The 21,250-nt window shown below is 56.8% G+C and carries 19 protein-coding genes, 1 tRNA gene and 1 pseudogene; 16 read left to right on the top strand and 5 right to left on the bottom strand.

Annotation, left to right across the window (positions count from 1 at the left end; translation table 11 throughout):
* The 4 genes from DRF71_RS19535 to DRF71_RS27555 all read left to right on the top strand — a co-directional run.
* Nucleotides 1–209 (top strand): hypothetical protein (locus tag DRF71_RS19535; protein ID WP_198672288.1); only part of this gene is annotated, 209 nt, incomplete at its 5' end.
* Between the two features lie 5 nt (nucleotides 210–214).
* Nucleotides 215–511 carry a hypothetical protein gene (locus DRF71_RS27565; protein ID WP_157971180.1) on the top strand — a complete coding sequence of 99 codons (297 nt, stop codon included), beginning with the start codon at nucleotides 215–217 and terminating at the stop codon, nucleotides 509–511.
* Nucleotides 508–1,251, top strand: a complete 744-nt coding sequence (locus DRF71_RS27560; RefSeq protein WP_157971179.1) for a hypothetical protein — start codon at nucleotides 508–510, stop codon at nucleotides 1,249–1,251. Before DRF71_RS27565 ends, DRF71_RS27560 begins: the two co-directional genes overlap by 4 nt.
* A gap of 89 nt (nucleotides 1,252–1,340) precedes the next feature.
* Nucleotides 1,341–1,676 (top strand): hypothetical protein, encoded by a 336-nt coding sequence (locus DRF71_RS27555; protein ID WP_157971178.1) that lies wholly within the window; start codon nucleotides 1,341–1,343, stop codon nucleotides 1,674–1,676.
* Between the two features lie 32 nt (nucleotides 1,677–1,708).
* On the opposite strand, the pseudogene DRF71_RS19525 reads toward DRF71_RS27555, so the two are convergent.
* The 3 genes and pseudogenes from DRF71_RS19525 to DRF71_RS19515 all read right to left on the bottom strand — a co-directional run.
* Nucleotides 1,709–1,954 (bottom strand): annotated as a pseudogene (locus tag DRF71_RS19525) (D-aminoacyl-tRNA deacylase); the annotation flags it as partial.
* Entirely contained in the window at nucleotides 1,951–2,886 is a 936-nt protein-coding gene (locus DRF71_RS19520) for a carbohydrate kinase family protein (RefSeq protein WP_112312244.1), read from the bottom strand. The gene DRF71_RS19520 and the pseudogene DRF71_RS19525, both read right to left, overlap by 4 nt.
* Nucleotides 2,887–2,937: 51 nt before the next feature.
* Nucleotides 2,938–3,918 (bottom strand): phosphoribosylaminoimidazolesuccinocarboxamide synthase, encoded by a 981-nt coding sequence (locus tag DRF71_RS19515; protein ID WP_112312243.1) that lies wholly within the window; start codon nucleotides 3,916–3,918, stop codon nucleotides 2,938–2,940.
* A 422-nt stretch (nucleotides 3,919–4,340) separates the two neighbouring features.
* Here DRF71_RS19515 and infA point away from each other — a divergent pair, with 422 nt between their 5' ends.
* The 10 genes from infA to DRF71_RS19465 all read left to right on the top strand — a co-directional run bounded on the left by infA (nucleotide 4,341) and on the right by DRF71_RS19465 (nucleotide 15,103).
* Complete coding sequence (gene infA, locus DRF71_RS19510; protein WP_045389309.1) at nucleotides 4,341–4,559, top strand: translation initiation factor IF-1; 219 nt, start codon at nucleotides 4,341–4,343, stop codon at nucleotides 4,557–4,559.
* Between the two features lie 9 nt (nucleotides 4,560–4,568).
* Complete coding sequence (locus DRF71_RS19505) at nucleotides 4,569–5,144, top strand: Maf family protein (protein WP_112312242.1); 576 nt, start codon at nucleotides 4,569–4,571, stop codon at nucleotides 5,142–5,144.
* On the top strand, nucleotides 5,141–6,181 hold the full coding sequence (locus tag DRF71_RS19500) for a ribonuclease E/G (RefSeq protein ID WP_112312241.1): 1,041 nt from the start codon (nucleotides 5,141–5,143) through the stop codon (nucleotides 6,179–6,181). Before DRF71_RS19505 ends, DRF71_RS19500 begins: the two co-directional genes overlap by 4 nt.
* A complete protein-coding gene (locus DRF71_RS19495) occupies nucleotides 6,178–6,363 on the top strand; it encodes a DNA gyrase inhibitor YacG (protein WP_112312240.1) in 186 nt (61 codons plus the stop codon). Before DRF71_RS19500 ends, DRF71_RS19495 begins: the two co-directional genes overlap by 4 nt.
* 162 nt (nucleotides 6,364–6,525) lie before the next feature.
* Nucleotides 6,526–6,601: transfer RNA gene (locus DRF71_RS19490), tRNA-Phe, on the top strand.
* A gap of 472 nt (nucleotides 6,602–7,073) precedes the next feature.
* Nucleotides 7,074–8,291, top strand: a complete 1,218-nt coding sequence (locus DRF71_RS19485; protein WP_157971177.1) for an alpha/beta hydrolase — start codon at nucleotides 7,074–7,076, stop codon at nucleotides 8,289–8,291.
* 540 nt (nucleotides 8,292–8,831) lie between these two features.
* On the top strand, nucleotides 8,832–10,244 hold the full coding sequence (locus DRF71_RS19480) for a hypothetical protein (protein ID WP_112312238.1): 1,413 nt from the start codon (nucleotides 8,832–8,834) through the stop codon (nucleotides 10,242–10,244).
* A 797-nt stretch (nucleotides 10,245–11,041) separates the two neighbouring features.
* Nucleotides 11,042–13,309, top strand: coding sequence for a sensor histidine kinase (locus tag DRF71_RS19475; RefSeq protein WP_112312237.1), 2,268 nt, complete (start codon nucleotides 11,042–11,044; stop codon nucleotides 13,307–13,309).
* 1 nt (nucleotide 13,310) lies between these two features.
* Nucleotides 13,311–14,417 (top strand): hypothetical protein, encoded by a 1,107-nt coding sequence (locus DRF71_RS19470; protein WP_112312236.1) that lies wholly within the window; start codon nucleotides 13,311–13,313, stop codon nucleotides 14,415–14,417.
* Nucleotides 14,417–15,103: a hypothetical protein gene (locus DRF71_RS19465; protein WP_157971176.1), complete on the top strand. Its 687-nt coding sequence runs from the start codon at nucleotides 14,417–14,419 to the stop codon at nucleotides 15,101–15,103. Before DRF71_RS19470 ends, DRF71_RS19465 begins: the two co-directional genes overlap by 1 nt.
* Nucleotides 15,104–15,275: 172 nt before the next feature.
* Here DRF71_RS19465 and DRF71_RS19460 read toward each other — a convergent pair whose 3' ends face one another.
* Both DRF71_RS19460 and guaD read right to left on the bottom strand, forming a co-directional pair.
* The gene (locus tag DRF71_RS19460) at nucleotides 15,276–16,940 is read right to left on the bottom strand and encodes an N-6 DNA methylase (protein WP_157971175.1); all 1,665 of its coding nucleotides are present in this window, start codon (nucleotides 16,938–16,940) and stop codon (nucleotides 15,276–15,278) included.
* A 697-nt stretch (nucleotides 16,941–17,637) separates the two neighbouring features.
* Entirely contained in the window at nucleotides 17,638–18,915 is a 1,278-nt protein-coding gene (gene guaD, locus DRF71_RS19455) for a guanine deaminase (RefSeq protein ID WP_112312693.1), read from the bottom strand.
* Nucleotides 18,916–19,082: 167 nt separating this feature from the next.
* Here guaD and mgtE point away from each other — a divergent pair, with 167 nt between their 5' ends.
* Together mgtE and DRF71_RS19445 are read left to right on the top strand one after the other, a co-directional pair.
* Complete coding sequence (gene mgtE, locus DRF71_RS19450) at nucleotides 19,083–20,453, top strand: magnesium transporter (RefSeq protein WP_112312233.1); 1,371 nt, start codon at nucleotides 19,083–19,085, stop codon at nucleotides 20,451–20,453.
* Nucleotides 20,450–20,995 carry a 5-formyltetrahydrofolate cyclo-ligase gene (locus tag DRF71_RS19445; protein WP_408634554.1) on the top strand — a complete coding sequence of 182 codons (546 nt, stop codon included), beginning with the start codon at nucleotides 20,450–20,452 and terminating at the stop codon, nucleotides 20,993–20,995. The genes mgtE and DRF71_RS19445 overlap by 4 nt, the downstream gene beginning before the upstream one ends.
* Nucleotides 20,996–21,250 lie beyond the last annotated feature (255 nt).

The following is a 21,250-nucleotide window of genomic DNA, read 5'->3' as shown; positions in this document are numbered from 1 at the left end:
AGGTTCAAAAGCAAATGCCGATCTGCTTTTGCTCAGATTGCAGAGATAACATCCTTATTGCCAATCGGATTTCGATTCTGCCTCATTACGTTGAACAAGTGGTTGAAGATGAAACCCGGATTGTTGAGCCTGTTATTGATGATCCGGTTTCGCCTGATGCTGAATATCAGCCGGAAGAAATTGAAATCAATTTCGAAACGGGAGGCTGATCAAGATGTCTTACGGCGTTCAGGTTATGACTTCAACTGGCCAGATGAGTTCTGACACGCTCAACACCTATGGTATTGTAAAAATATTGCATTGCCAGACTGAAACGGGATCGGCAACTATTCCAGAATTCAATTCGGATGTTGGGTTCTGGCATCTTGTGATTGGTGATAGTGTTTTTGAACAGGCGGTTGCCTGGAATAACACAACAAAATCCTTTGTCTGGATTCGGGATGCTGCATTTGGCGGAAGGGTTCATTCCTCAAATTTCTATGTCTATTTCTTCCGGGGTGTTTCAGCATGAGTTACGGATTTCAAATTTTTAATTCTGATGGGGTGATTGCAGCGTCATCAGAAGATAGAGTATTGGCAATCACCAACATTTTTAGTGTTAGTTGGTATGACCGGGTTACAGCTTGGCGAGCCTTCGATTTCTGGGATATGACTCAAACAGGGCAGGCATATGGAGAACCAAATGTAGAAATTTGGCGGGCTGATGGCACGTTTCATTATCTTTATTCCGTTGGTTATCCGCCGGGTTTCGTTCTGGAACCTGATATGTTCATCGGCGTGACATGCGCTTATGGTGGAAGTATTTTCGCGCGGGATGTTCACTATCAACACGCGGCTCAGTTCCGTTCTGATCAGCCAACAATAACGATGGCGGTGGCGAGACCGATCAAGCCAAACGATAATGCTGAATCTGGGCATGGATTGGTTGCTTATGATGCGGCGGGAAATATTGCATTCCATTCTGATTCAAAAGTGTTGAGAGTAACGGGAAACATCAATGGAACAAATGTCATCAACAATCCGAGCGGGTATACTCCATTTTTCTTTTTTGATGGCAGTGCTGCATTGAGGCAGGTTCCGGATGCATCGACTAAACTTCTTCATCCCACGGGGGTTAGGATTAACTCAGCACAAAGTTATACCAGGCGGCTTCTGTGGTCTGCCGCCACGACCGATGTATTACCCGTGCATCTGCGCAATCCGTATGCAAGAGGCTTCATTGGGCTGGTGGATCAAACTCTATTTCCATAAACAAAACTCTCTGAAACGCTATTTAGAGTTAGGCGTCCAGTGCGTATCCCCTTCCGCATTGGGCGTCTTTTTTATCAGGAGTTTCGCCTATGGCTGATTATTTGTTTTTTGGTATTGAGTTAAGCCATTGGGTTGTCGCGGTTGCCGGGGGGCTACTGGCAGTAAGAAATCGGAAAGTCAGTCGGATCAGGAAAGAGCGTTTGTGCCTTGCCACTGATTTATTGATCACGCTTTTTGTGTCTGTGGTTGGGGCCGTGCTGCTTGGGCCTGCGGCTCTGCTGTGGTTCGGCCTGCCCCCAGACCTGCTGATAGGCATGATCTTCCTGCTGGCGCTCACGCTGGACGGGCTGACGATGGCGCTTGTCCGGATGAACCCGAAAGAACTGCTGTTGCGGCTGATGGGGCAGGGGCCGGGTGGTAAGTAAAATCAATGTGTTAGTGGTTAATTTAATGTGGTAGCAAGTTTGAACTGGCTGATGACCAGCGCCGTGCCGCCGATATCCCTGACCGAGAGGTTCATCTTGTCCTGGTCATCGCGGAAGATCCGCATCTTCGCGATCTTGGCGGCGGTCTTCGCGACCACTGCCTCATCATCCCCTTGCATCGCGCAGACGAGGATCATCAGACCAGGGCCCGAGCGCCCGACCACCTCGCCCCCGACCGCGACCTCGGCCCGGGTGATGCGTTGCAGGACGGCCCTCACGATGCGGGTTCCAGCTCATGCACCCAGGGCGGGTTGGCACCCGCGCGCGAGACGGTGACGCCGGCGGCGCGGATGCCAAGGTCAAGGCAGGCGTCAATCTCGCTGCCGCTCAGCGCCGCAAGGCCGGCCCGGCTCAGCGCGCCCTGGCGGGCGAGACCGGCAAGGAAGCCCGCATTGAACGTATCGCCGGCGCCGACCGTATCGACCACATCGACCCGCCCCGCCGGGCGGTGGCGGCTGGTCCCATGCGCAAAGGCGCGGGCGCCCTCCGCGCCTTCAGTGATCAGCACCAGCGCCGGCCCCTTTGCCAGCAGGCCGGCGGCCAGCGCGGCGGTGTCACCCCGGCCCTCCAGCCAGTGCAGATCCTCATCCGAGAGCTTCACGATATCGCTTTGTGCGATCATCCGGGTGATGCGGGCGCGGTAGGCGTCCTCGTTACCGGCGATGAAGCCCGGGCGGATATTCGGGTCGATCATAATCAGCCGCCGCCCGGATTCGCGGGCAAGCAGCGCCTCATAGCTTGAGGCTGCCGGGTCATTGACCAGCGAGATGCCGCCGAAAAACAGCGCCTCTACCGTATCGGGCAGCACCGGCAGATCACCGGGCGCCAGCATCCGGCCAGCCGTGGCCTCATCGTAAAAGGCATAGCTTGCCTGGCCATTGGTCAGCTTGACAAAAGCCACCGTGGTCGGCCGCGCAGACCGCGCCAGCAGGCCGGTATCGACATTTGACGCCGCCAGCGTATCGGCAAGGATCTCGCCCAGCATATCGGTCGAGACGCCCGAGAAGAACCCGACCGGCGTGCCCAGCCGTCCGAGCGCGATGGCGGTGTTGAACACCGCGCCGCCGGCATAGGGCGCGAAACAGGGCTCGCCCGCCGTCGAGACCCTCGGCAGCATGTCGATCAGCGCCTCACCACAGCAGAGAATCATCGCAGCCTCCCGATTTTTCCGCCCTTTGTTAGCGCAAACAGTATCCCGCTGTCAGGCGGTGAAATAGGGTGCCAGATTTGCCCTTACCCGCTCCAGCGGCGTCTCGCCCGAGCTGTCGGGGCGGAAGGTCTCGCCGGTGATGCGCTCATAGGCCGCGATATAGACGGCGGAGGTCTTTGCGATCATCTCTTCCGGGATGTCCGGCACCGGATCCTTATAGGGGTCGCAGCGCGCCGCCACCCAGGCCCGGATCACATCCTTGTCGAAAGAGGGCGGCCGGCTGCCGGTCTCCAGCGCCGCGGCATAGCCATCCGCGATCCAGTAACGGCTGGAATCCGGGGTATGGATCTCGTCGGCCAGCAGGATGCGGCCCTGATCGTCCAGCCCGAATTCATATTTGGTATCGACCAGGATCAGCCCGCGCTCTGCCGCGAGTTTCTGGCCGAAAGCAAAGAGTTTCAGCGCCTTGTCCGACACTTCCTCCCATTGGGCTTTGGTCAGCAACCCCTGTGAGACGATATCGGATGCCGTCAGCGGCTCGTCATGGCCGCCGTCAAAGGCTTTCGAGGTGGGGGTGATGATGGCATGGGGCAGGGCTTCGTTATCCCTCAGCCCGTCGGGCAGGCGGTGGCCATACATCTCGCGCAGGCCGGCCTTGTATTGCGTCAGCACCGAGGTGGAGGTGGTGCCGGCCAGATAGCCACGCACCACGACCTCGACCGGCAGGATGGTGACGCGACGGCCGATCACCACATTGGGGTCGGGATAGGCGGTGACATGATTGGGGCAGATATCCGCAGTGCGGTCGAACCACCAGCGCGCCACCTGGGTCAGGACCTGGCCCTTCCACGGGATCGCGGCAAGAATGCGGTCAAAGGCCGAGATCCGGTCCGACGAGATCAGGATCCGCCGACCGTCCGGAAATTCCGCCGTGGCCGGCAGATCATAGCAGTCGCGCACCTTGCCGAAATAGGGCGAGGGCAGCTCGGGGATGCGGGCCTCGTTCAGCACGCGGGAGAGATCAATCGACATGGCGCCTGCCTTCCTCTGGTGACGCAGGTGCTATGAGCGCAGCCCGCGCGCGAGTCAACGTTCCGGGGCGTGGCCTTTCGCGAAACCTTTTGGGGGCGCCTGCCGCCGCGCCCGATGCCGCCGCTTGGCCCGATGGGGGCGCCGCATCGAGGGACAGGGCTGCGCATTCTGTCCCGGCAACCCGGCCCTGGACGGTCAGAGCAGGGCCAGAGCAGGGCCGGGGCAGGACCGGGGGCGGCTGCCCGCATCGCGCCACCTGCGGGAATGCAGTGCAGAGCCAGGTCAGGCCCCGCAGAAGCCCTCCGATGCCCCTTGCGGAACCGGGTTTGTAAAACCGGGCTTGTAAAACCGGGCGGTAAGGCGCATATGCCCAGCCCAGAAGGCCTGCGTTTCCCGCGGGCCCTTTCCCATTCGGAGTGAACATGGCCAAGGAAGACATTCTCGAATTCCCCGGTGTCGTGAAGGAACTCTTGCCCAATGCGACATTCAAGGTCGAACTCGATAATGGCCATGAACTGATCGCAACGATGGCAGGCAAGATGCGCAAAAACCGCATCCGTGTTCTGGCAGGCGACAAGGTGCAGGTGGAAATGACCCCCTATGACCTGTCGAAAGGCCGCATCAACTACCGCTTTAAGTAAGCATCCGCCTTGCGACTGATCCTCGGTTCGTCCTCGCCCCGCCGGAAGGATCTTCTGGCGCAGATCGGGATCATCCCCGACCTGATCCTCTCGCCCGATATTGATGAGGATCCGCGAAAGGGCGAATTGCCGCGCCCCTATTGTGCCCGCGTCGCGCGCGAAAAGAACCTCGCCATCACGGCGGATCCCGATGATATCGTGATCTCGGCCGATACGACGGTGGCGCTTGGGCGGCGTATTCTTGGAAAACCGGCGGATGCGGCAGAGGCTGCGGCCTTTCTCACGCTGCTGGGCGGGCGCCGCCATGAGGTGATCACCGCCGTCGCCGTGCGCCGGGGTGCGCGGGTCTGGGCGCGCGAAGTGGTCAGCGCGGTGAAGATGAAGCGTCTCTCGGATGCCGAGCTGAACGCCTATCTCGATAGCGGCGAATGGGAGGGCAAGGCCGGCGCTTATGGCATCCATGGCCGCGCCGGTGCGTTTTTCCCTTGGATTTCCGGCAGTTTCAGCGGCATCGTCGGCTTGCCCGTCACTGAGACCGCCGCCCTTCTGCAAAGCGCCGGTTACCCGGTCTGGAGTCGCGAATGAAAGGCCGTGTCGTCCTTCTTGATATGATCGAGGGCCGCGAGGCTGCGGCGCTTATGGTCGATGGCCTGCTGGAAGAGATCGCGATCGACGCCGGCAATGTCGCGCTGGCGCCCGGCGCGATCTGCCGCGCCATTGCCGACCGTCCGGTCAAGGGGCAGGGCGGTTTGTTCGTCAAGCTCCCCGATGGGGGAAGCGGCTTTCTGCGCCAGGTCTCGGGGATTGCGCCCGGCCAGCGGCTGATCGTCCAGGTCACCGGCCCGGCTGAACCCGGCAAGGCGTTGCCGGTCTCCACCCGCGTGCTGTTCAAATCCCGCCATGCGATTCTGACCCCCGGCGCGCCGGGGCTGAATGTCTCGCGCCGCATCCGCGACGAGGATCGGCGCGCCGCGCTTGAGGCGCTGGCGGCCGGGGCGATGGCGGGGGCGGCGCCCGATCTGGGCCTGATCCTGCGCTCGGTCTGTGACGGTGCGGCGCCTGACGAGATTGCCGAAGACATTGCCGGCCTGCGCGGTCTGACCGAGGCGGTGCTGGCCGATCTGACCGGCGGGCCGGAGCTTCTGGTCGATGCGCCCGGCGCGCATGAACTGGCCTGGCGCGACTGGGGCGATCCCGCCCCCGATGAGGTGATCGAGGAGCAGGGCAGTTTCGCGGATCTCGGCGTGGCCGATCAGCTGGACCAGCTGACCGGGGCGCGCGTTGATCTGCAGGGGGGCGGCCATCTCTGGATCGAGCCGACCCGCGCCCTGGTGGCAGTGGATGTGAATACCGGCCCCGATACCTCGCCCGCCGCCGCGCTGAAGATCAATATCGCCGCCGCGCGTGAACTGCCGCGCCAGCTGCGGCTGCGCGGGCTTGGCGGCCAGGTGGTGATCGACTTCGCGCCGATGCCGAAACGCGACCGCAATATCCTTGACCAGGTGATCCGCGCCGCCTTCAAATCCGGCGGCGAAACCACGCTTGCGGGTTGGAGCGGACTGGGCCTTTTCGAGCTGACCCGCCGCCGCGACCGCCTCGCGCTGAGCGCGCTCTGGCCATGAGCTGCCCGATCTGCGGCCGCAAGCCCGAAGCCGCCTGGCGTCCGTTCTGTTCCAAACGCTGCGCCGATGTCGATCTGGCGCGCTGGCTGGGGGATGGCTACCGCATCGGTGGCTCTGAGGAGGATTCGCTGCCCGATGAGGCGGATAGCGGCCCCGAAGATCACCCCGACCGCCCGAACTGACGCATTCGCGGGCGGTGTCTGGCTGATCGCGTCGTGCCGGCTGCGCGAGCGAAGACAGGCAAAACTTCGTTCTGCACCAGGGATTTCGCGCTTCGGAAAACTAATTCGTTTTCCCTCTGGACAGCGTCGGATGCCTTAGGTATCACCCCGCCACCAAAGGTTGCCCGGATAGCTCAGTTGGTAGAGCAGCGGATTGAAAATCCGCGTGTCGGCGGTTCAAATCCGTCTCCGGGCACCACTATATCTACATGATAACAAAAGATTTTTATGCAGTTTTAGGCTGCGCCAGTATCTCCGGCATACTGCTTGGGGTATCGTTTGGGTATCATTTGGCACACCCCTGTGATTTCCATTGGGGCGCTCATAAACGTCCACGAAGGTGTTTCTGATCACAGATCGCTCGCCCGCAGAGACAGAAACGGCCCATAGCTGCCGGTGAGCCGGACGGGATGCTGCCACGCCGTGTTCCGCAAAGCCGCCGTTCGACACTTGCCGTAGCAAAGCTCGGGCGAGTATGATCGTCTCAAGTGGACTGCCTCGAAGGAGTCCGTTCTAGGTCGTACCCGTGAAGCTCATCGAGTCTTGATCAAACGCGAAAGCGCAGCACAATCCACGTCGAGTACTTACACGGTAGGTTTATCTAACTCCCAGCTGTTGTCTCTTCATGATTCGATGACATAAAGCAATTTGAGGATTTAAGGAGGGAACTGTTGTCAAATAAGGGATTGACGTTTGATGAGGGTCTGCTGGTGCCCGGTACACATGTGATATCGCTAGACGAATTTTTGCAGACATTTTGCAGCGACAGCAAACGAAAGATCGGACGCTACGAAGAGGCGGCACGCAGCGACTTTTACAAGCCCTTTTCAGACATTGTGGAATGGGCGGAAGATGCTGGGGCAAGATCAATAGTCGTAGGAGGTTCATTCATATCCAGCAAAGAGTTTCCATCCGACATCGACATCGTAATCCTATTTGCGCGTTCCGATCAGATTCCCAAGTCCAACGAGCGCTACGATGTCAACGGCGTCACGCTCGATGTACAACTTTTGGCGGAGGATCAGGACACTATCGTGGCTGCCTATCTTGAACTGCTGGCCACCACGCGTTCCCAAGTGCCACATGGGCTTGTCCAGATAAAGCTGCACTCAACTGTTCAAACATTTTACCGTCCTAAGGAATCGTCACCTGACCTCGAGATAGTGAAAGTCTCTTATCTGGGGCGACGCTGGTCCCAACAGCAGAGGCCCAAGGGCGTTATCATACCCATCCACGGAATTCGTACGCATGCCGAAGGCTGGCTTCCACACCTTTGCCTGTCGGCGAGCGCGTCAGGTTGGGCTATCGCGCCATACATCTATGGTTACCGCGAAGTCTCAATCCTAAGATCTGAGGCGGAGAAGGCCGGTGTCGTCGAAGGCTTCCGGGATTGGCTGATCGAGGTTCGGCGTCAGTACACTGGGCCCATTTCAGTCATCGCGCATTCGTTCGGCACCTACGTAATTGGGCGATATCTGACGGAGGCAAACGATATTACGGAGAAATTCGACGCCGTGATCCTTTGCGGATCGATCCTCAATAAGAACTATAATTGGAAACCTCTATTGGACAATGCGGTGGTCGGACGCATTCTAAATACAATTTCTACTAATGACGAGTGGGTGAAGTTTCTGCCCAATGGTGGGGTGCCGATGCTCGCAAAAGACCCGCTGTTCGGCGATGCCGGCTGCACCGGGTTTTCAATGGAGCATCAGCGCTTTCAACAGATCCAAAGCGCACTATTAAGCCACAATAATGTATTCAAGGAGGACGTTGTCCTTGGTGAGTGGCTGCCGTTTTTAGAGATGGCCAAAGGAAGTCAGATACGCAGAGCCCATGAACAATACAGGGAAGAGATTCGGTGGGATGACACAGTCAGATATGAATGAAAGTCTGCTAGGCCGATGTCGGGTGTTGTCGGCAAGTCTTCTGGAGCGATATCGCTCGACGGGAGTATCCGTTGGTCCATGAGCGCTTTGGGCTGGGCAGGCGCGCACGCTCTCGCTGATGCCGAACAGTCGCTGCAAGGTCCGAGAAACATGCTGCGGCACAGCGACCCGCAGGCTAGGTGCCTTCATCCTGACCTGCTCCTACGACAGGCTAGGCTGGAGCATGACGCGGCCCATAGCTGCCGGTCGAGCCTCGCCGATGCTGCGCGGCAGCATTCCCCGAACCGACCGTTGGAAACGGGGCGCAGCAATTCGAGATTCGGAGCGTCTGCGATGCCGACCTTCCAGCTGTTCGTTGCAGGCGCAATGCCGCTGCCCACGTTACCTCGGGCAGCTCTCCGATGGCGCGGGAACGGACCTACTCAGTTGAGGCGAAGCCCTCTACTGCGACCAGAAGGCCGGTCCAAAGCCGACATTGGCAACCCCCCATTCGATCTGACACGTTGCGGGAGTATCAATGGCAGCGCTAAAGGATTTGCTTTGAGAGAAATTTCTGAAATCCGCTTCAACGCAATTGCCGGCTATGCCCGGCACCCGAGGGCGGCGCTGACTGGTGAGGAACTGGCTTACTACGAGGCAGAGGATGGGAGCATTCTCGGCCTGCTCGTCAGGGACCGGACAGACCGTGACTTCGCAGGAATGGCCTTTGGCCGCGACGCGAAACTGCGCTTCCGGTGGACTTCTATGACCGATTTCCTCGAGAGCCCGGAACTCGCGCACGACGCATTGGCGGAACTGATGACCAATTTGCACGATGAGCCGGACGAGTTTCATCGCCAAGGAGATGAAAAGGGTGAGCCGGTCGATTTCTTCACTCCGGTACACCCAACAGAAGTTTTGCACCCAGACTTTCAGCAGGTCGCTTCCGAAATTGGGTTCTTTCCTGCCCGAGGTATAATCGAACCCATGATGCGGTGGCACGAAGATCTCGATGGAAACTTCGTAGAACAGTTCCAGTCCACCGCTTTCGACCAGCGGATTTGGGAACTTTACCTTTTTGCGACGCTCATAGAACTCGGGTTTTCCTTGGAATCGACGCACGCTGTGCCCGACTTCATCGGCAAAAGCTTGTTCGGCTCCATCGCCATCGAAGCGGTGACGGTTGGACCGACCCGGCGAGGCGCTGATATCGTTCCGCCACCGCCCGTTGAGACCGAGGAACAGATGGAAGCGTATCTGCGGGAGTATATGCCGATCAAGTTCGGCAGCCCATTGTTCAGCAAGCTAGGGAAGAAATACTGGGAGAAGGAGCAGATCGCTGGTGTACCGCTGGTGTTTGCAATCGCGGATTTTTCATCGCCCGGCTCCATGATCCATACCCGATCCGCACTCGCGCGATATCTCTACGGGTTCTCCTTTGAGGAGGCGCGCGACGAGCAAGGAAAAGTCGTAGCAAAGCCCGTAAAGATCATTGAGCACCGTTGGGGGGAGAAGGTGGTGCCATCTGGCTTCTTTGACATTCCGGACTCGGAACATGTCAGCGCCGTTATCTCCACCACAGCGGGCACGATCTCAAAATTCAATCGAATGGGGATTCTGGCCGGGTTCGACGCGGGCGACGTTTTGATGACGCGCACTGGCACTGTCGTAGACCCCGACCCCGAAGCGACGAACCCGCTGCTCTTCAAGGCGATTGTGAACGCCAAAGGGTACCATGAGAGCTGGGTAGAAGGCCTCAACGTCTATCATAACCCGCGCGCCGTCATGCCGCTTGCGGAACACCTCATACCTGGGGCCGCGCATCACCATTGCGACGCGGAAGGCAACTGGACAACAACAGCCCCGCGCTTCCATCCCCTGGCATCAAGTACCGAAATCCTAGGCGGCGTGAATGTCGCTCAAGCGCTCGCGGATTTTGAAGGTCCGGCGATCCAGTTCTGGAAAAAACGTTAGTGGCGAGCCCTATCTAAATGGTTCCGTCTCGGGATTATTTCCTGTGCCTAGAAATGATTTGCAGGCAGCCTGCACGCCAGTCACTTGTCGTAAGATCATGCCAAGACGGAGCGTTCGGCTCAACGTCTTGACGCTGAATTGGAAGACGTCGTCGTGATCGCGGAACTCATGCAAATCTGACCCAAAGGGCCCTCCCTATGAGGGAGGCTCTTCCCGCAGGCCCAGCGTTTCATGCTGCACCGCGCGCGCGTGTCGCTGATTGAGCTCCGAGCAACATGTTGCGGCACAGTAACTGGCCGGTTCGGCGCCATCAACGGTCCCGCCGCTCCCGGCAGGCGATGCACGGCCCTTACCAGCAGGTCGAGCCCCGACGATGCGGTGTGGCGGCGTAACTGGAAGCGGACGTTCGGCACATGATGCAGTTCACGCCACGATAACTTAACACGTTGTCCAAGGATACTGCAGCAGGCAAGGTCATTGTATTCCGCCTAAGGCTACATGGCGGGCAGTATCCGCTAGCGGAGGGCTAGGTCCAATTAGAGACGATCATCGGCTGTCTCCATTCCCTCTCTGAAAGGTCTCAACATAGCATTACAGGTGTTCTGAACACTCTGGATGGGACAGCGCAGCATAAGAAATTTACGGCGCTGTAGAGCGACAACAGTTCACACGTCGACTGAGCCAGTCAACCGTTTAACGAGCCTCGTACGTAGCAAGAAAGGCCTCACGTGTTCGCTGAGTTGGCCATTGAAAACTAAGTGGGATCCGCATATTTTGGGTCAAAATGGGGATTTGCCTTGACACAATCCAATGAGATCCAACGGGCGCTGTCCGCTGAACTAAACAAGGATATGCCTGACCCTAAGCGGATCGGCGAATTGGCGGACGCTCTTCTGGACGCTACAGAGGGATCTGTGCGATTTACCGTCGATGCCCAGCACATTAACCGCCTAGGACTTGAGCTCGTCGGAAAGCAGGAAACCGCACTCTCGGAACTGGTGAAGAACGCATACGATGCCGACGCGAAAGAAGTCAGTATCCAGTTTTTGGATTTCGACCAGCCCGGAGGGCAGCTAATCATTTCCGATGACGGGCTCGGAATGGATATCGAAACGATCCGGAAGTCGTGGATGCGCCTCTCTACAAACGACAAAGGTGATAACCCGCTGTCAAAAATCTATGGGAGACGACGAGCGGGAAAGAAAGGCATTGGAAGGTTCGCTGTTCAGCGCCTAGGGAAGTCACTGACACTCGAAACATCACAATCGGGTAAAGTGCAAGGCCATCGTGTCCTTTTTCATTGGGATGAGGACTTTCGGGCAGGTGTGAATTTAAGCCAAGTCTGGCATGAGGTGGAGGTTTTCGATAAGGATCTGAATCAGTCCGGCACCACGCTCAAGATTTATGATTTGCGAGATAGATGGACAGAAACGGCGATTTCCCGTGTTTGGAAGTCGGTCCTCTTCTTGCAGCCTCCGTTTCAGCATAAGGCAAATGAACGGGTGTCGGGTGACTTCAATGTTCTCATCAACGGCGTTTCCAGCAGGCAGCACAGAATTAACCTCAATATAGAAGAGAGCTTTCTTACTAGCGCGATTGCTAAAATTTATGGAACGATCGATCAGAATGGAAATGCGACTTTTCGAGTGGTGTCAGAGAAGCTTGGAATAGATGAAACGCATCATTCGGAAAACAAGTATCTTCTTGTCGGCCCTGTAGAACTCGAGACCTCATACTTTATCTATCTCTCGCAGTATATGTCAGGGATCTCAGTCAAAATGGCCCACGAGATGGGGCATAAGTACGGTGGCATACGTGTCTACCGCAACGGCTTCCGCGTATTGCCTTATGGTGAGCCTTATGACGACTGGCTAACGCTTTCATACGATTCCGCACGTAGGAATCTCCTTGTTCCGGCGAATAATTTTAACTTTTTCGGACATGTGGAAGTTGGAGAAGACAATCCACTTCTGGAAGAAACAAGTTCGCGTGAGGGCTTCGTAGAAAATGAAGCCTTCGAAGATCTGAGAGTGTTCAGTCGAAGGTGTGTGGAATGGGCCGCATTGAGAATAGCATCTTCCCGTAAGCGGAAGGAAACTGCGTCGCAGCAAGGTTTCGAACCGAGATATACTAGAAGACCATCCGAGGTCATCCTTGAGATGCTGGAAAGCGAACGCGGTGGGAAGCGTTCGGTAGAGGGTCAGGACGAATCCAGCGGTGACATAAAAGAGTCCGCCGTGCCCGAAACCTTCCTTGAAGACCTCTACAAAAGACAAAAGGATTTCGAGAACCAAGTGGACGAGAAGCTCGAGACTTCTATAGAGTACGAGAATATGCTCAGGATTCTGGCATCGCTTGGGATATCGATTAGTTTGTTCGGCCATGAGATTAAAAGTGCGACCAACGCCGTAGATAATAGCTTGGCTATTGCGGAACTTGATGCTGAGCTTCTGAGCGATGAATTGGAGCGGGGCCAAATCGAGAAGGATATCCTATCACTCAAGTCTGCTACTGATCGAATGTTTGACTTAGGAAGTTATGTCGAAAGTCTCGTCTCTAAAACGCGCTCGAGACAGCTAACTGAGGTCCATATTGATGCGGCGGTGAGAAGATTCTTCGCGCAATTTCAATCCTATCTTCAAAAACGGCACATTGAGTTTGATGTGGATGTTGTCCCGCTCGACCTCAGAACTCCCCAAATGCATGCCTCTGAGATCGATTCAATTCTCTTCAATTTTCTTACCAATTCAGTCAAGGCTATGGAAAAGTGTCGCGGGATTATTCCTAGAATTAAGGTGCAAGCTCGTGAAATTAGTGGCTTTATCGTGTTGTCGTTCGAGGATAATGGAGCTGGGATCGATCCGAAGGTTGGAGCAAGAATATTCGATGCCTTCTTCACCACCACCGAGGCTGATGGCGATAGTATCTCAGGCATTGGGACTGGCCTTGGATTGAAAATTGTCAGCGATATCGCATCTGCGTATGGGGGCGAGGCGAGAGTGTGCAGTCATGCTTCAAGCGGATATTGCACAAGAATAGAAGTAACCTTTAAGAAGTTGAGTTAGAATGCTTGGATTCTTTATAGATGATAATGCTGAAGACAGGACAAGGATTTCGCGGCTCCTCAGCCAGCATGGAATGATGATCGACGATCAGTTTGAACCAGTTGAGCCTATGAAGTTACGTGACGCCCTGCTGGAGAAGGCTCCTTGTATTGTCGCGCTCGACTTTAGGCTAGACGACGAGAATCTTGAGGAGAACAACTATAAAGCAGGTGCACTCGCGCAAATTTTGAGAGAGTCACTCTTGGAACGCCCAGAATTGGATTTTCCTATTATTCTGGTCTCCACCGAAGAGAATATCAAGCGGATCTTCAGTATAGATAAGACATCTCACGATCTTTTTGACCAGAAGTATATGAAGGGACGCTTGAGTGATCGCGGTTATCGTGCCGAATGCCACCGACAGATGCGAGGTTTAGCGAAAGGTTACAAGGATATAGCTGCTTGTCTGCTCGGGCAGGGTGGTGCGGCCTCCTTACTTGCTTTGAGCGTGGATGAATTTGAAACAATGCCACTGCACGGGTTTGCAATCGATGTTCTAAACGCGGACTCAGTGACACATGTTGTTGCGCGATTAGTCTTGAGGCAACTCATCGAACGACCTGGACCGCTGCTTTCGCCTCGCGACATCTCAGCTAGATTAGGGATTGAGAACGAGCCTAATCAAGTTTCAGCTGCGGTGGAGAAGCTAGTCGCTTTGGGGATGGGTTACTCTGGGGTGTTCAGCGATGGATGGACGCGTTTGTGGAGACATAGGCTCGAAGCATGGGCGGATCGAGAAATCGGATCGCCTTTGACGTCCATAAAAGGCGCAGACCGAGCTAAAGTAATTTCAAAGGCCCTTGGCTTGGATCTAAAGCCCGCTGTCTCGAAATGGAGTAATAGCTCTGATGAGCTATTTGCATTTGCGTGCACCGTATGCGGATCTCCTTCAGAGAGGAGAAACTCACTCTCTCTGTATGATAAATATCTTCTGCCTTATGCCGAAAAAAAGAGAGTATGCTTTGACTGCTATGTTCGAGGAGAATTGGACAGAAGTCCGCACCTCGCTATAGATCAAAGTGATTTGGAAATCGCTGCGGATGTCGTTGCCGGAAGGATTGCGCGATAATGCCGATAATTCACGGTCGTGACATGGCCTCAGCGATTGAGTCATCGGTATGGAAGTATGTTGAGGCAGGGATTCTAGATGGGGAGAGTTGCAACGCTGTTGCACCTGCCGTTGCCCAGCTAAGGCAAGCGAAAACAAGCCCAGCATGGCAGTATAGTATATCTAAAGGCGAGCCCATAAAGTTCAATGAGTGCAAAGATCGGCGTGATGGAAGTAGTTTTCATCCACTGATTATGGTGGAGAAGATTTGTGTGAGGACGCAGGAAGAGTTTCCCTACCAAGATTGGGTGACGGTTCTTGTCTTAGAGTACAAGGATCGGGATAGGGAATGCCCGAGATGGCACTTCGACGTGGGAAACATTGGTCAGCCTGGTCCAAGGTTGCACATGCAGTATGGTGGGCACCACCATGAGGATAGAAGCCTAGATGCTTCATTTAAGGTTCCTCGATGGGCGGCCTTCCCCCTTGATACGGTACTCTTGCTTGAGATCGTGGCGGCAAACTTTTTTGAAGACAGATGGAAAGAAATATTGCGCGAAGATCGCACAATTCTGAAACATGTAAAAACTAGTGAAGGCCTTTGCTTCAATCCTCTAATGTTGCGAATGCAGCAGTATTTCAGTGACCCTGCAAAGGGAAGGGACTTAACGTTTCTTCGAAGCTGCTGGAATGACCACTGGATTTAGATATTGCTTCGCATGTCAGGGGACCTATAGTAATCAATCATTCGCTGAAATGAGTGAGCGATCCGCCACTGTCATCCTCGTTGTGGCCAGAGGAAAGCTCTGGAAAGCTTTACCATATAACTATCCTAGGGGCCTCACGGATACAGCTTCTAATTAACTGGTGGGCTTTCGACTATCTGTGGCGGTGGGCTTTCATTTTTTGTAGACTCGAATCCAATATTGCTGCCGTCGAACCGACGTCAACTCCCCCGAGTGCTTTCAGAAGTATTCTGTCGACATACTGTCGCGCCTCCACCAAGTTACCGCCTCTTAAAATTCGGTCTACCTGCGAGAATGCCAAATTTACTGCTCTCTGGCCAATTCGCGGCATCAATACCTTGATCCTCTCTGCCTCCCGAGGCTCGTGCTTCAAGGCGCCGGATCCATACGACCGCCCGCACATTTCCGAAGAAACCTGAGAAAATGTTGAGAGAAGTGAAAGTGACAGAAGCTTCCGTTCTGCTAAAGTCTGGTTATCTTTAAAATATGCTCTGTATACCGAATTCGTGCAATTGACGCCACTGAGATTGAGCACTAAACGCGGCCCATGGTGCTGCATGACCGGAAGGAACGCATCTGGAGGTGAGCCGTCCTCGACATTGCTCCAGATTGCTCTTTTCTTAAACGTTGAGCATGCGGCGATATCTTCGTCGGGGTACATCTCCAGATAATTCTTCATCTCCGATGAACTCGCAGTACTATCGGAAACACTTACCAAGTAGCCCTTACCTCCACCAGAAATAAGCGCGTCGTGGTCGTCGGTGGAGAAACTTACTCCCGAGGCGAATTGAAATCTCGGGAGAACTTCACACAGTTCGTCTTTGCGCAGAGCTGCTTTTAGCCTGCCTTCTTCATTCAAGAGAAAGAAGCGATTATTACCTGTAACAAGACCGATTCTGACGGACAGATAGTCGCCAAGCGACCGCGCATTATGATTTGATTCAATGCGCTGGAAGATCCTTTGTTGCCCTACGGAGAGGCTATCAAAAACTGAAGATCCGCAATGTGCAGATCTTCTTGGCAGGCGAAGGCTCCAGCTCTTGATAGCTATGTCAACATCCTTGACACCATCGCACCGGACCAATGGGATATCGATGGTGCGGCTATCATTCGCAAGAGATTTTCTATCTTCGCACAAAAGTACAATGGACTTCTCCTCAGTACCCTCTAGGAGGAACTGACGTTCCTTCAGTTCGAATGCGCAACATCTAGTAAAGCTTTGCGAAAGAAATACTCGCAGCGCTTTGGAGTAGTTTGCGTATAGAAAGCTACTAGGCAGAACCCATGCATTTCGCCCCCCTTTAGCCGTGTAAAGAACACTAAGGGCGACAAAGTAAGCCCAAAGGCTTGCGCGACGGTCAAGATTGAGGCCTGAAGTTTTAAGTTGAGAAAGGACATCCTCTCTACGTTGTACGTCTAGCTTTTGATATGCCAGATAGGGGGGGTTACCTACCACAACGTCGAATTCTCTTGGCCAAGATTGTGGAAAGTCCTGTGCTAGGAAGTCGCCATCATGGAATCGGCAGAGATCCACGGGTTGTTCAAATATCTCAGATAGGTGTGCAAATGCGCTTTGATCTATGTCGCAGCCGTATAGTTTACTCAGAGACGCATTTTCTCTTATTGCGCTGAGCCTGTCCCTGACTGATCTTATGAATCCGCAGCCTCCGAAACTCGGCTCGAGCACGCTCTCGTCGGGTGATTGGATCACCCATTTGCAAATTAAGTCTGACAGCGCTTGATGAGTATAGAACGCACCAAGGTCTTTTTTTGCACGACGCGCGTCTGGTTGAGACACTATAATTCCCATTTCCCTGATCTCGGCGCAACACTAACCATTTGCTGCTTGCTTTAAAAGCAGATTTGTGACGCGAGCGCAGGTGTGTTTGCGGGCGGATCGATGCCGCGACACTAACCGACTGCTTCCGCTGCTTCCGCTGCTTACGGTTCCTGGGAGTGGCGATTGCTGGGCGCTCCATATACGCTACTTTCCTGGGCTCTCTGCGGGTGAGGACCGAGAAATATGTTCCGAAGACAGGTTTCGCTTCCGTGCTGGTCAACCGTTGCCATCTCGCCCAGGAGGATGAGGCGATTTCGATGGAGGCCTTTGCGGTGGGTCTGGGACTTCGCACGACTGAACTCTCAACGTTCTGTCGTAGGAATGATTTGCCGCATCGCAGGGTCAAGGGGCCAAGGGGCGGTGCCCAGTCACGGCTTTCAACGGGGGACAGGAAAGTCTTTCTGGAGAACTATATCAGTTTTCGCAATCTCGGTGTCAGGGCTGGCCTTGCCTGGGATGAACTGACGGCTGTGCTGGAAGACGAGGGGATTGCGCCGGTTGGCGGGAGTGCAGGGATCTATGATCGGGCTGCGATTGCCCATATTTTGGAACAGTTCTGGGCAGGCTGTCCGATTTCACTTGACGCCCTTGCGCACGCTATTCCTTGCGGTTGCGCCGTCTTCTCCTTTTTTTGGCAACTGCTGCCGACACACCGCTACGAATACCGCCTTCCCCCGAGCCAGACATCCCGGATCGCACGGTCGTCGCCCATCATTATGGTCGGGAACAGGGCTTGCCAGAGGGTTTCGGCGCGGGTGCTGGCCTGGGCGATTGCCGGGGTGGAGGCGAGGTTGATCACCACCAGATCGGCCTCCATGCCGGGGGCGATATTGCCGATCTGCCTCTCGGCATGCAATGCGCGGGCGGAGCCGGTGGTGGCAAGCCACCAGAGTTGCGCCGGGTGCAGGGCCTCGCCGCGCAGCTGGGCGATCTCATAGGCGGCGGCCATGGTGCGCAGCATCGAGAAGGACGAGCCGCCGCCGGTATCGGTGGCCAGACCCACCCGCAGGCTGCGCGCAAGGCCCATGTCGAACAGGCCCGATCCGATGAAGGTGTTCGAGGTCGGGCAATGGACGAGGCTGGCACCGGCCTCGGTCAGTCGCGCCTTCTCGCGCCCGGTCAGCCAGATCGCATGGCCGTAGACCGCGCCTTCTCGCAAGAGGCCCTGGGCCTCATAAGTGTCGAGATAGTCGCGCGATTGCGGGAACAGCTCTTTCACCCAGGCGATCTCGTCGGTCTGTTCCGACAGATGCGTCTGCATCAGGCAGGACGGGTTCTCACGCCAAAGGGCGCCAAGCACCGCCAGTTGTTCGGGCGTCGAGGTGGGCGAGAAACGCGGCGTGATCACATAGGAGAGACGGTCGATCCCATGCCATTTCTGCAAAAGCGCGCGGCTGTCATCATAGGCGGATTGCGCGGTGTCGCGCAGGCCCTCGGGGGCGTTGCGGTCCATGCAGGTCTTGCCGGCCCAGACCCGCATTCCGCGCGCTTTTGCCGCGCCGAAAATCGCATCGACCGAGGCGGGGTGAATCGTCGCATAGGAACAGATACTCGTCGTCCCCCTTGCCAGCACCAGATCGAGATAGCGCCCGGCGATCTCTTCCGCATAGGCGGGATCGGCAAAGCGCATCTCCTCTGGGAAAGTATAGAGGTTCAGCCAGTCGATCAGCCGCTTGCCCCAGGAGGCAATGATCGCCGTCTGGGGATAATGCACATGGGCATCGATGAACCCGGCCGAGATCAGGTCGCGCCCGTAATCATGGAGCCGCGCGCCCGGATGGGCCGCCCGCAGCGCGGCCGCTTCGCCGATGGCACGGATCAGCCCACCCTCGACCAGCACCGCGCCCTGTTCGATATGCTGCGCCGCCGCTTCGCCCATCTCAAACGGGTCATCCCGGAAACTGAGCACCTGACCCAGCAGAAGATCCGCCATTTGTCCCTCCGGTTCGCGCATGCGCCGGTGCGCAGGCGCCCCGCTTCGCACATTTCTTGTTTGCGGTGTTACAATAAGCCTTCATCTGCGAAAGGAAATCCGCCGCTTGCCCCTGTTTCCCGCAAACGGCTTCCGGTAAAACCGCAGAATGCGGTGAAGGAGCGTCCATGAAGGAAACGGTCGAAGAGCGCGACGAGGAGCAAATGGCCGCCGAACGCCTGGATCAGGTGCTCGACGCCGTTGAGGCGAAGGATACCGAGCGGCTGGACGCGCTGCTGGATCCGCTGCACGCCGCCGATATCGCCGACCTTCTGGAACAGATTTCCTCATCCGACCGCAGTGGGCTGCTGGCGCTCTGGCATGGTGGCATCGACGGCAATGTGCTGTCCGAGATCGACGAGTCGATCCGGGAAGAGGTCATTGAAGCGCTGCCCGATGAGGTGGTGGCCGAGGCGGTCCGTGAACTCGACACCGATGACGTGGTCGATATTCTCGAAGACCTCGACGAGCCGGCGCAGGAAAAGATCCTTGATGCGCTGGAAGATGCCGACCGTGTCGCGGTCGAACAGGCGATGTCCTATCCGGAATATTCCGCCGGGCGCCTGATGCAGCGAGAGGTGGTGGTCGCGCCCGAACACTGGGATGTGGGCGAGACGATTGATTTCCTGCGCGGCGCCGAATGGCTGCCCGATCAGTTCTACCATGTGATCCTTGCCGATCCGAGGATGCGCCCGACGGGCTATGTCACCCTGGGCCGCATCCTCTCGGCCGCGCGCGACGCGAAGCTGAAAGATATCACCGAGGACAGTTTCCGCACGGTGAAGGCCACCGATGAGGAGGCCGATGTCGCCTATTACTTCAACCAGTATCACCTGATCTCCTGCCCGGTGGTGGATGAAGACGGGCGGCTCGTGGGTGTCATCACCATCGACGATGCGATGAATGTGCTGGATGAAGAGCATGAAGAGGACATGCTGCGCCTCGCGGGCGTGTCGGATGAGGCCTCGATCCAGGACGGGGTGCTGGTGACGGTGAAAAGCCGCATCCCCTGGCTTTTCATAAATCTGATCACGGCGAATATCTCGGCGCTGGTGATCGGGCAGTTTGAAAGCACCATCGGCCAGATCGTGATCCTGGCGGCGCTGATGCCGATCATCGCCTCGATGGGGGGGATTGCGGGGACGCAGGCGCTGACGGTTGCGGTCAGGGCGCTGGCGACCCGGGATCTGACGGTCTCGAATGCGATGCGGGTGATCCGGCGCGAGGCGCTGGCAGGGCTGATCAATGGCGCGGTCTTTGCCTGTCTGATGGGGCTGGCGGGGTGGCTGGTGCTGGGCATGCCCTGGCTGGGGCTGGTGCTGGCGATGGCGATGGTCATCAACCTGCTGGTGGCCGCGCTGGCGGGAATCCTGGTGCCGCTGGGGCTGGAGCGGCTGGGCTTTGACCCGGCGCTTGCCTCGGGCACATTCGTGATGACAATGACCGATGTGATCGGTTTCTTTGCGTTTCTGGGCCTCGCGACGGTGATATTGCTATGAAAGAGATCAAGGCGGCGGCGCGCGCGGCGGCAACGGCGGCCCGGGCAGAGGCCTTCGCGAAAGGGCAGGGGCAGGCGGCTGCACTGCTGGCGGATTTCCTTGCCGCCCATGCCGGCAAGGTCCTTTCGGGTTACATGCCCTTCCGGACCGAGATCGACCCTTTGCCTGCCATGGCGGCACATCAGGGGCCGGTGGGGCTGCCGGTGATCCCGGGCCGCGACATGCCGCTGCAATTTCGCGAATGGACACCCGGCGCAGCGCTGGTCGAGGGTGCCTTCAAGGCGCTGATCCCGGCCGAAGGCGCCTGGCTTGAGCCGGAAGTCGTCATCGTCCCCATGCTGGCCTTTGACGCGCGCGGCTACCGGCTGGGCTATGGCGGCGGCTTTTATGACCGCACGCTGGAGATGCTGCGCACAAGGCGCCCGACGCTCGCCGTGGGCTTTGCCTTTGACGCCCAGGAAATGGCCGAAGTGCCGATCGACAGCACCGATCAGCGGCTGGATGTGATGGTGACGGAAAGCGGCATCCGGCATTTCGGCTGAGCCGCCGCCCGGGCGGGCGGGTAATTCCTGGCGGATCGGGAGGCTGCGGGCCAGCCCGGCCCACCCGGTTTTCACCCTGTTCAGCAAGGCCTTGCGAGAACCGGGCCGCTCCTGGTCTGATCCGGTCCGCCCGGTTTGCACCGCCGGCCCCTGGGCCTTGCAAGCGCGATGCCGCTGATCGTCTGATCCGGCCGGTCCGCTTTGTAGCGCTGGTGACTGGGCTGACTGGCCCGTCTCGTCCCGGGCCGGGCCGGG

Origin of the sequence: Pseudogemmobacter bohemicus (assembly GCF_003290025.1) — a bacterium.
Lineage (GTDB): Bacteria > Pseudomonadota > Alphaproteobacteria > Rhodobacterales > Rhodobacteraceae > Pseudogemmobacter > Pseudogemmobacter bohemicus.
This window is presented reverse-complemented; position numbering and strand designations above follow the sequence as displayed.

Bases quoted from the DNA above. Each gene is read 5' to 3' on its own strand.
- DRF71_RS19470 (WP_112312236.1), top strand. From the start codon at position 13,311: ATGCTTGGATTCTTTATAGATGATAATGCTGAAGACAGGACAAGGATT.
- DRF71_RS19515 (WP_112312243.1), bottom strand. From the start codon at position 3,918: ATGTCGATTGATCTCTCCCGCGTGCTGAACGAGGCCCGCATCCCCGAG.
- DRF71_RS27555 (WP_157971178.1), top strand. From the start codon at position 1,341: ATGGCTGATTATTTGTTTTTTGGTATTGAGTTAAGCCATTGGGTTGTC.
- mgtE (WP_112312233.1), top strand. From the start codon at position 19,083: ATGAAGGAAACGGTCGAAGAGCGCGACGAGGAGCAAATGGCCGCCGAA.
- infA (WP_045389309.1), top strand. From the start codon at position 4,341: ATGGCCAAGGAAGACATTCTCGAATTCCCCGGTGTCGTGAAGGAACTC.
- guaD (WP_112312693.1), bottom strand. From the start codon at position 18,915: ATGGCGGATCTTCTGCTGGGTCAGGTGCTCAGTTTCCGGGATGACCCG.
- DRF71_RS27565 (WP_157971180.1), top strand. From the start codon at position 215: ATGTCTTACGGCGTTCAGGTTATGACTTCAACTGGCCAGATGAGTTCT.
- DRF71_RS19500 (WP_112312241.1), top strand. From the start codon at position 5,141: ATGAAAGGCCGTGTCGTCCTTCTTGATATGATCGAGGGCCGCGAGGCT.
- DRF71_RS19445 (WP_408634554.1), top strand. From the start codon at position 20,450: ATGAAAGAGATCAAGGCGGCGGCGCGCGCGGCGGCAACGGCGGCCCGG.
- DRF71_RS27560 (WP_157971179.1), top strand. From the start codon at position 508: ATGAGTTACGGATTTCAAATTTTTAATTCTGATGGGGTGATTGCAGCG.
- DRF71_RS19465 (WP_157971176.1), top strand. From the start codon at position 14,417: ATGCCGATAATTCACGGTCGTGACATGGCCTCAGCGATTGAGTCATCG.
- DRF71_RS19495 (WP_112312240.1), top strand. From the start codon at position 6,178: ATGAGCTGCCCGATCTGCGGCCGCAAGCCCGAAGCCGCCTGGCGTCCG.
- DRF71_RS19520 (WP_112312244.1), bottom strand. From the start codon at position 2,886: ATGATTCTCTGCTGTGGTGAGGCGCTGATCGACATGCTGCCGAGGGTC.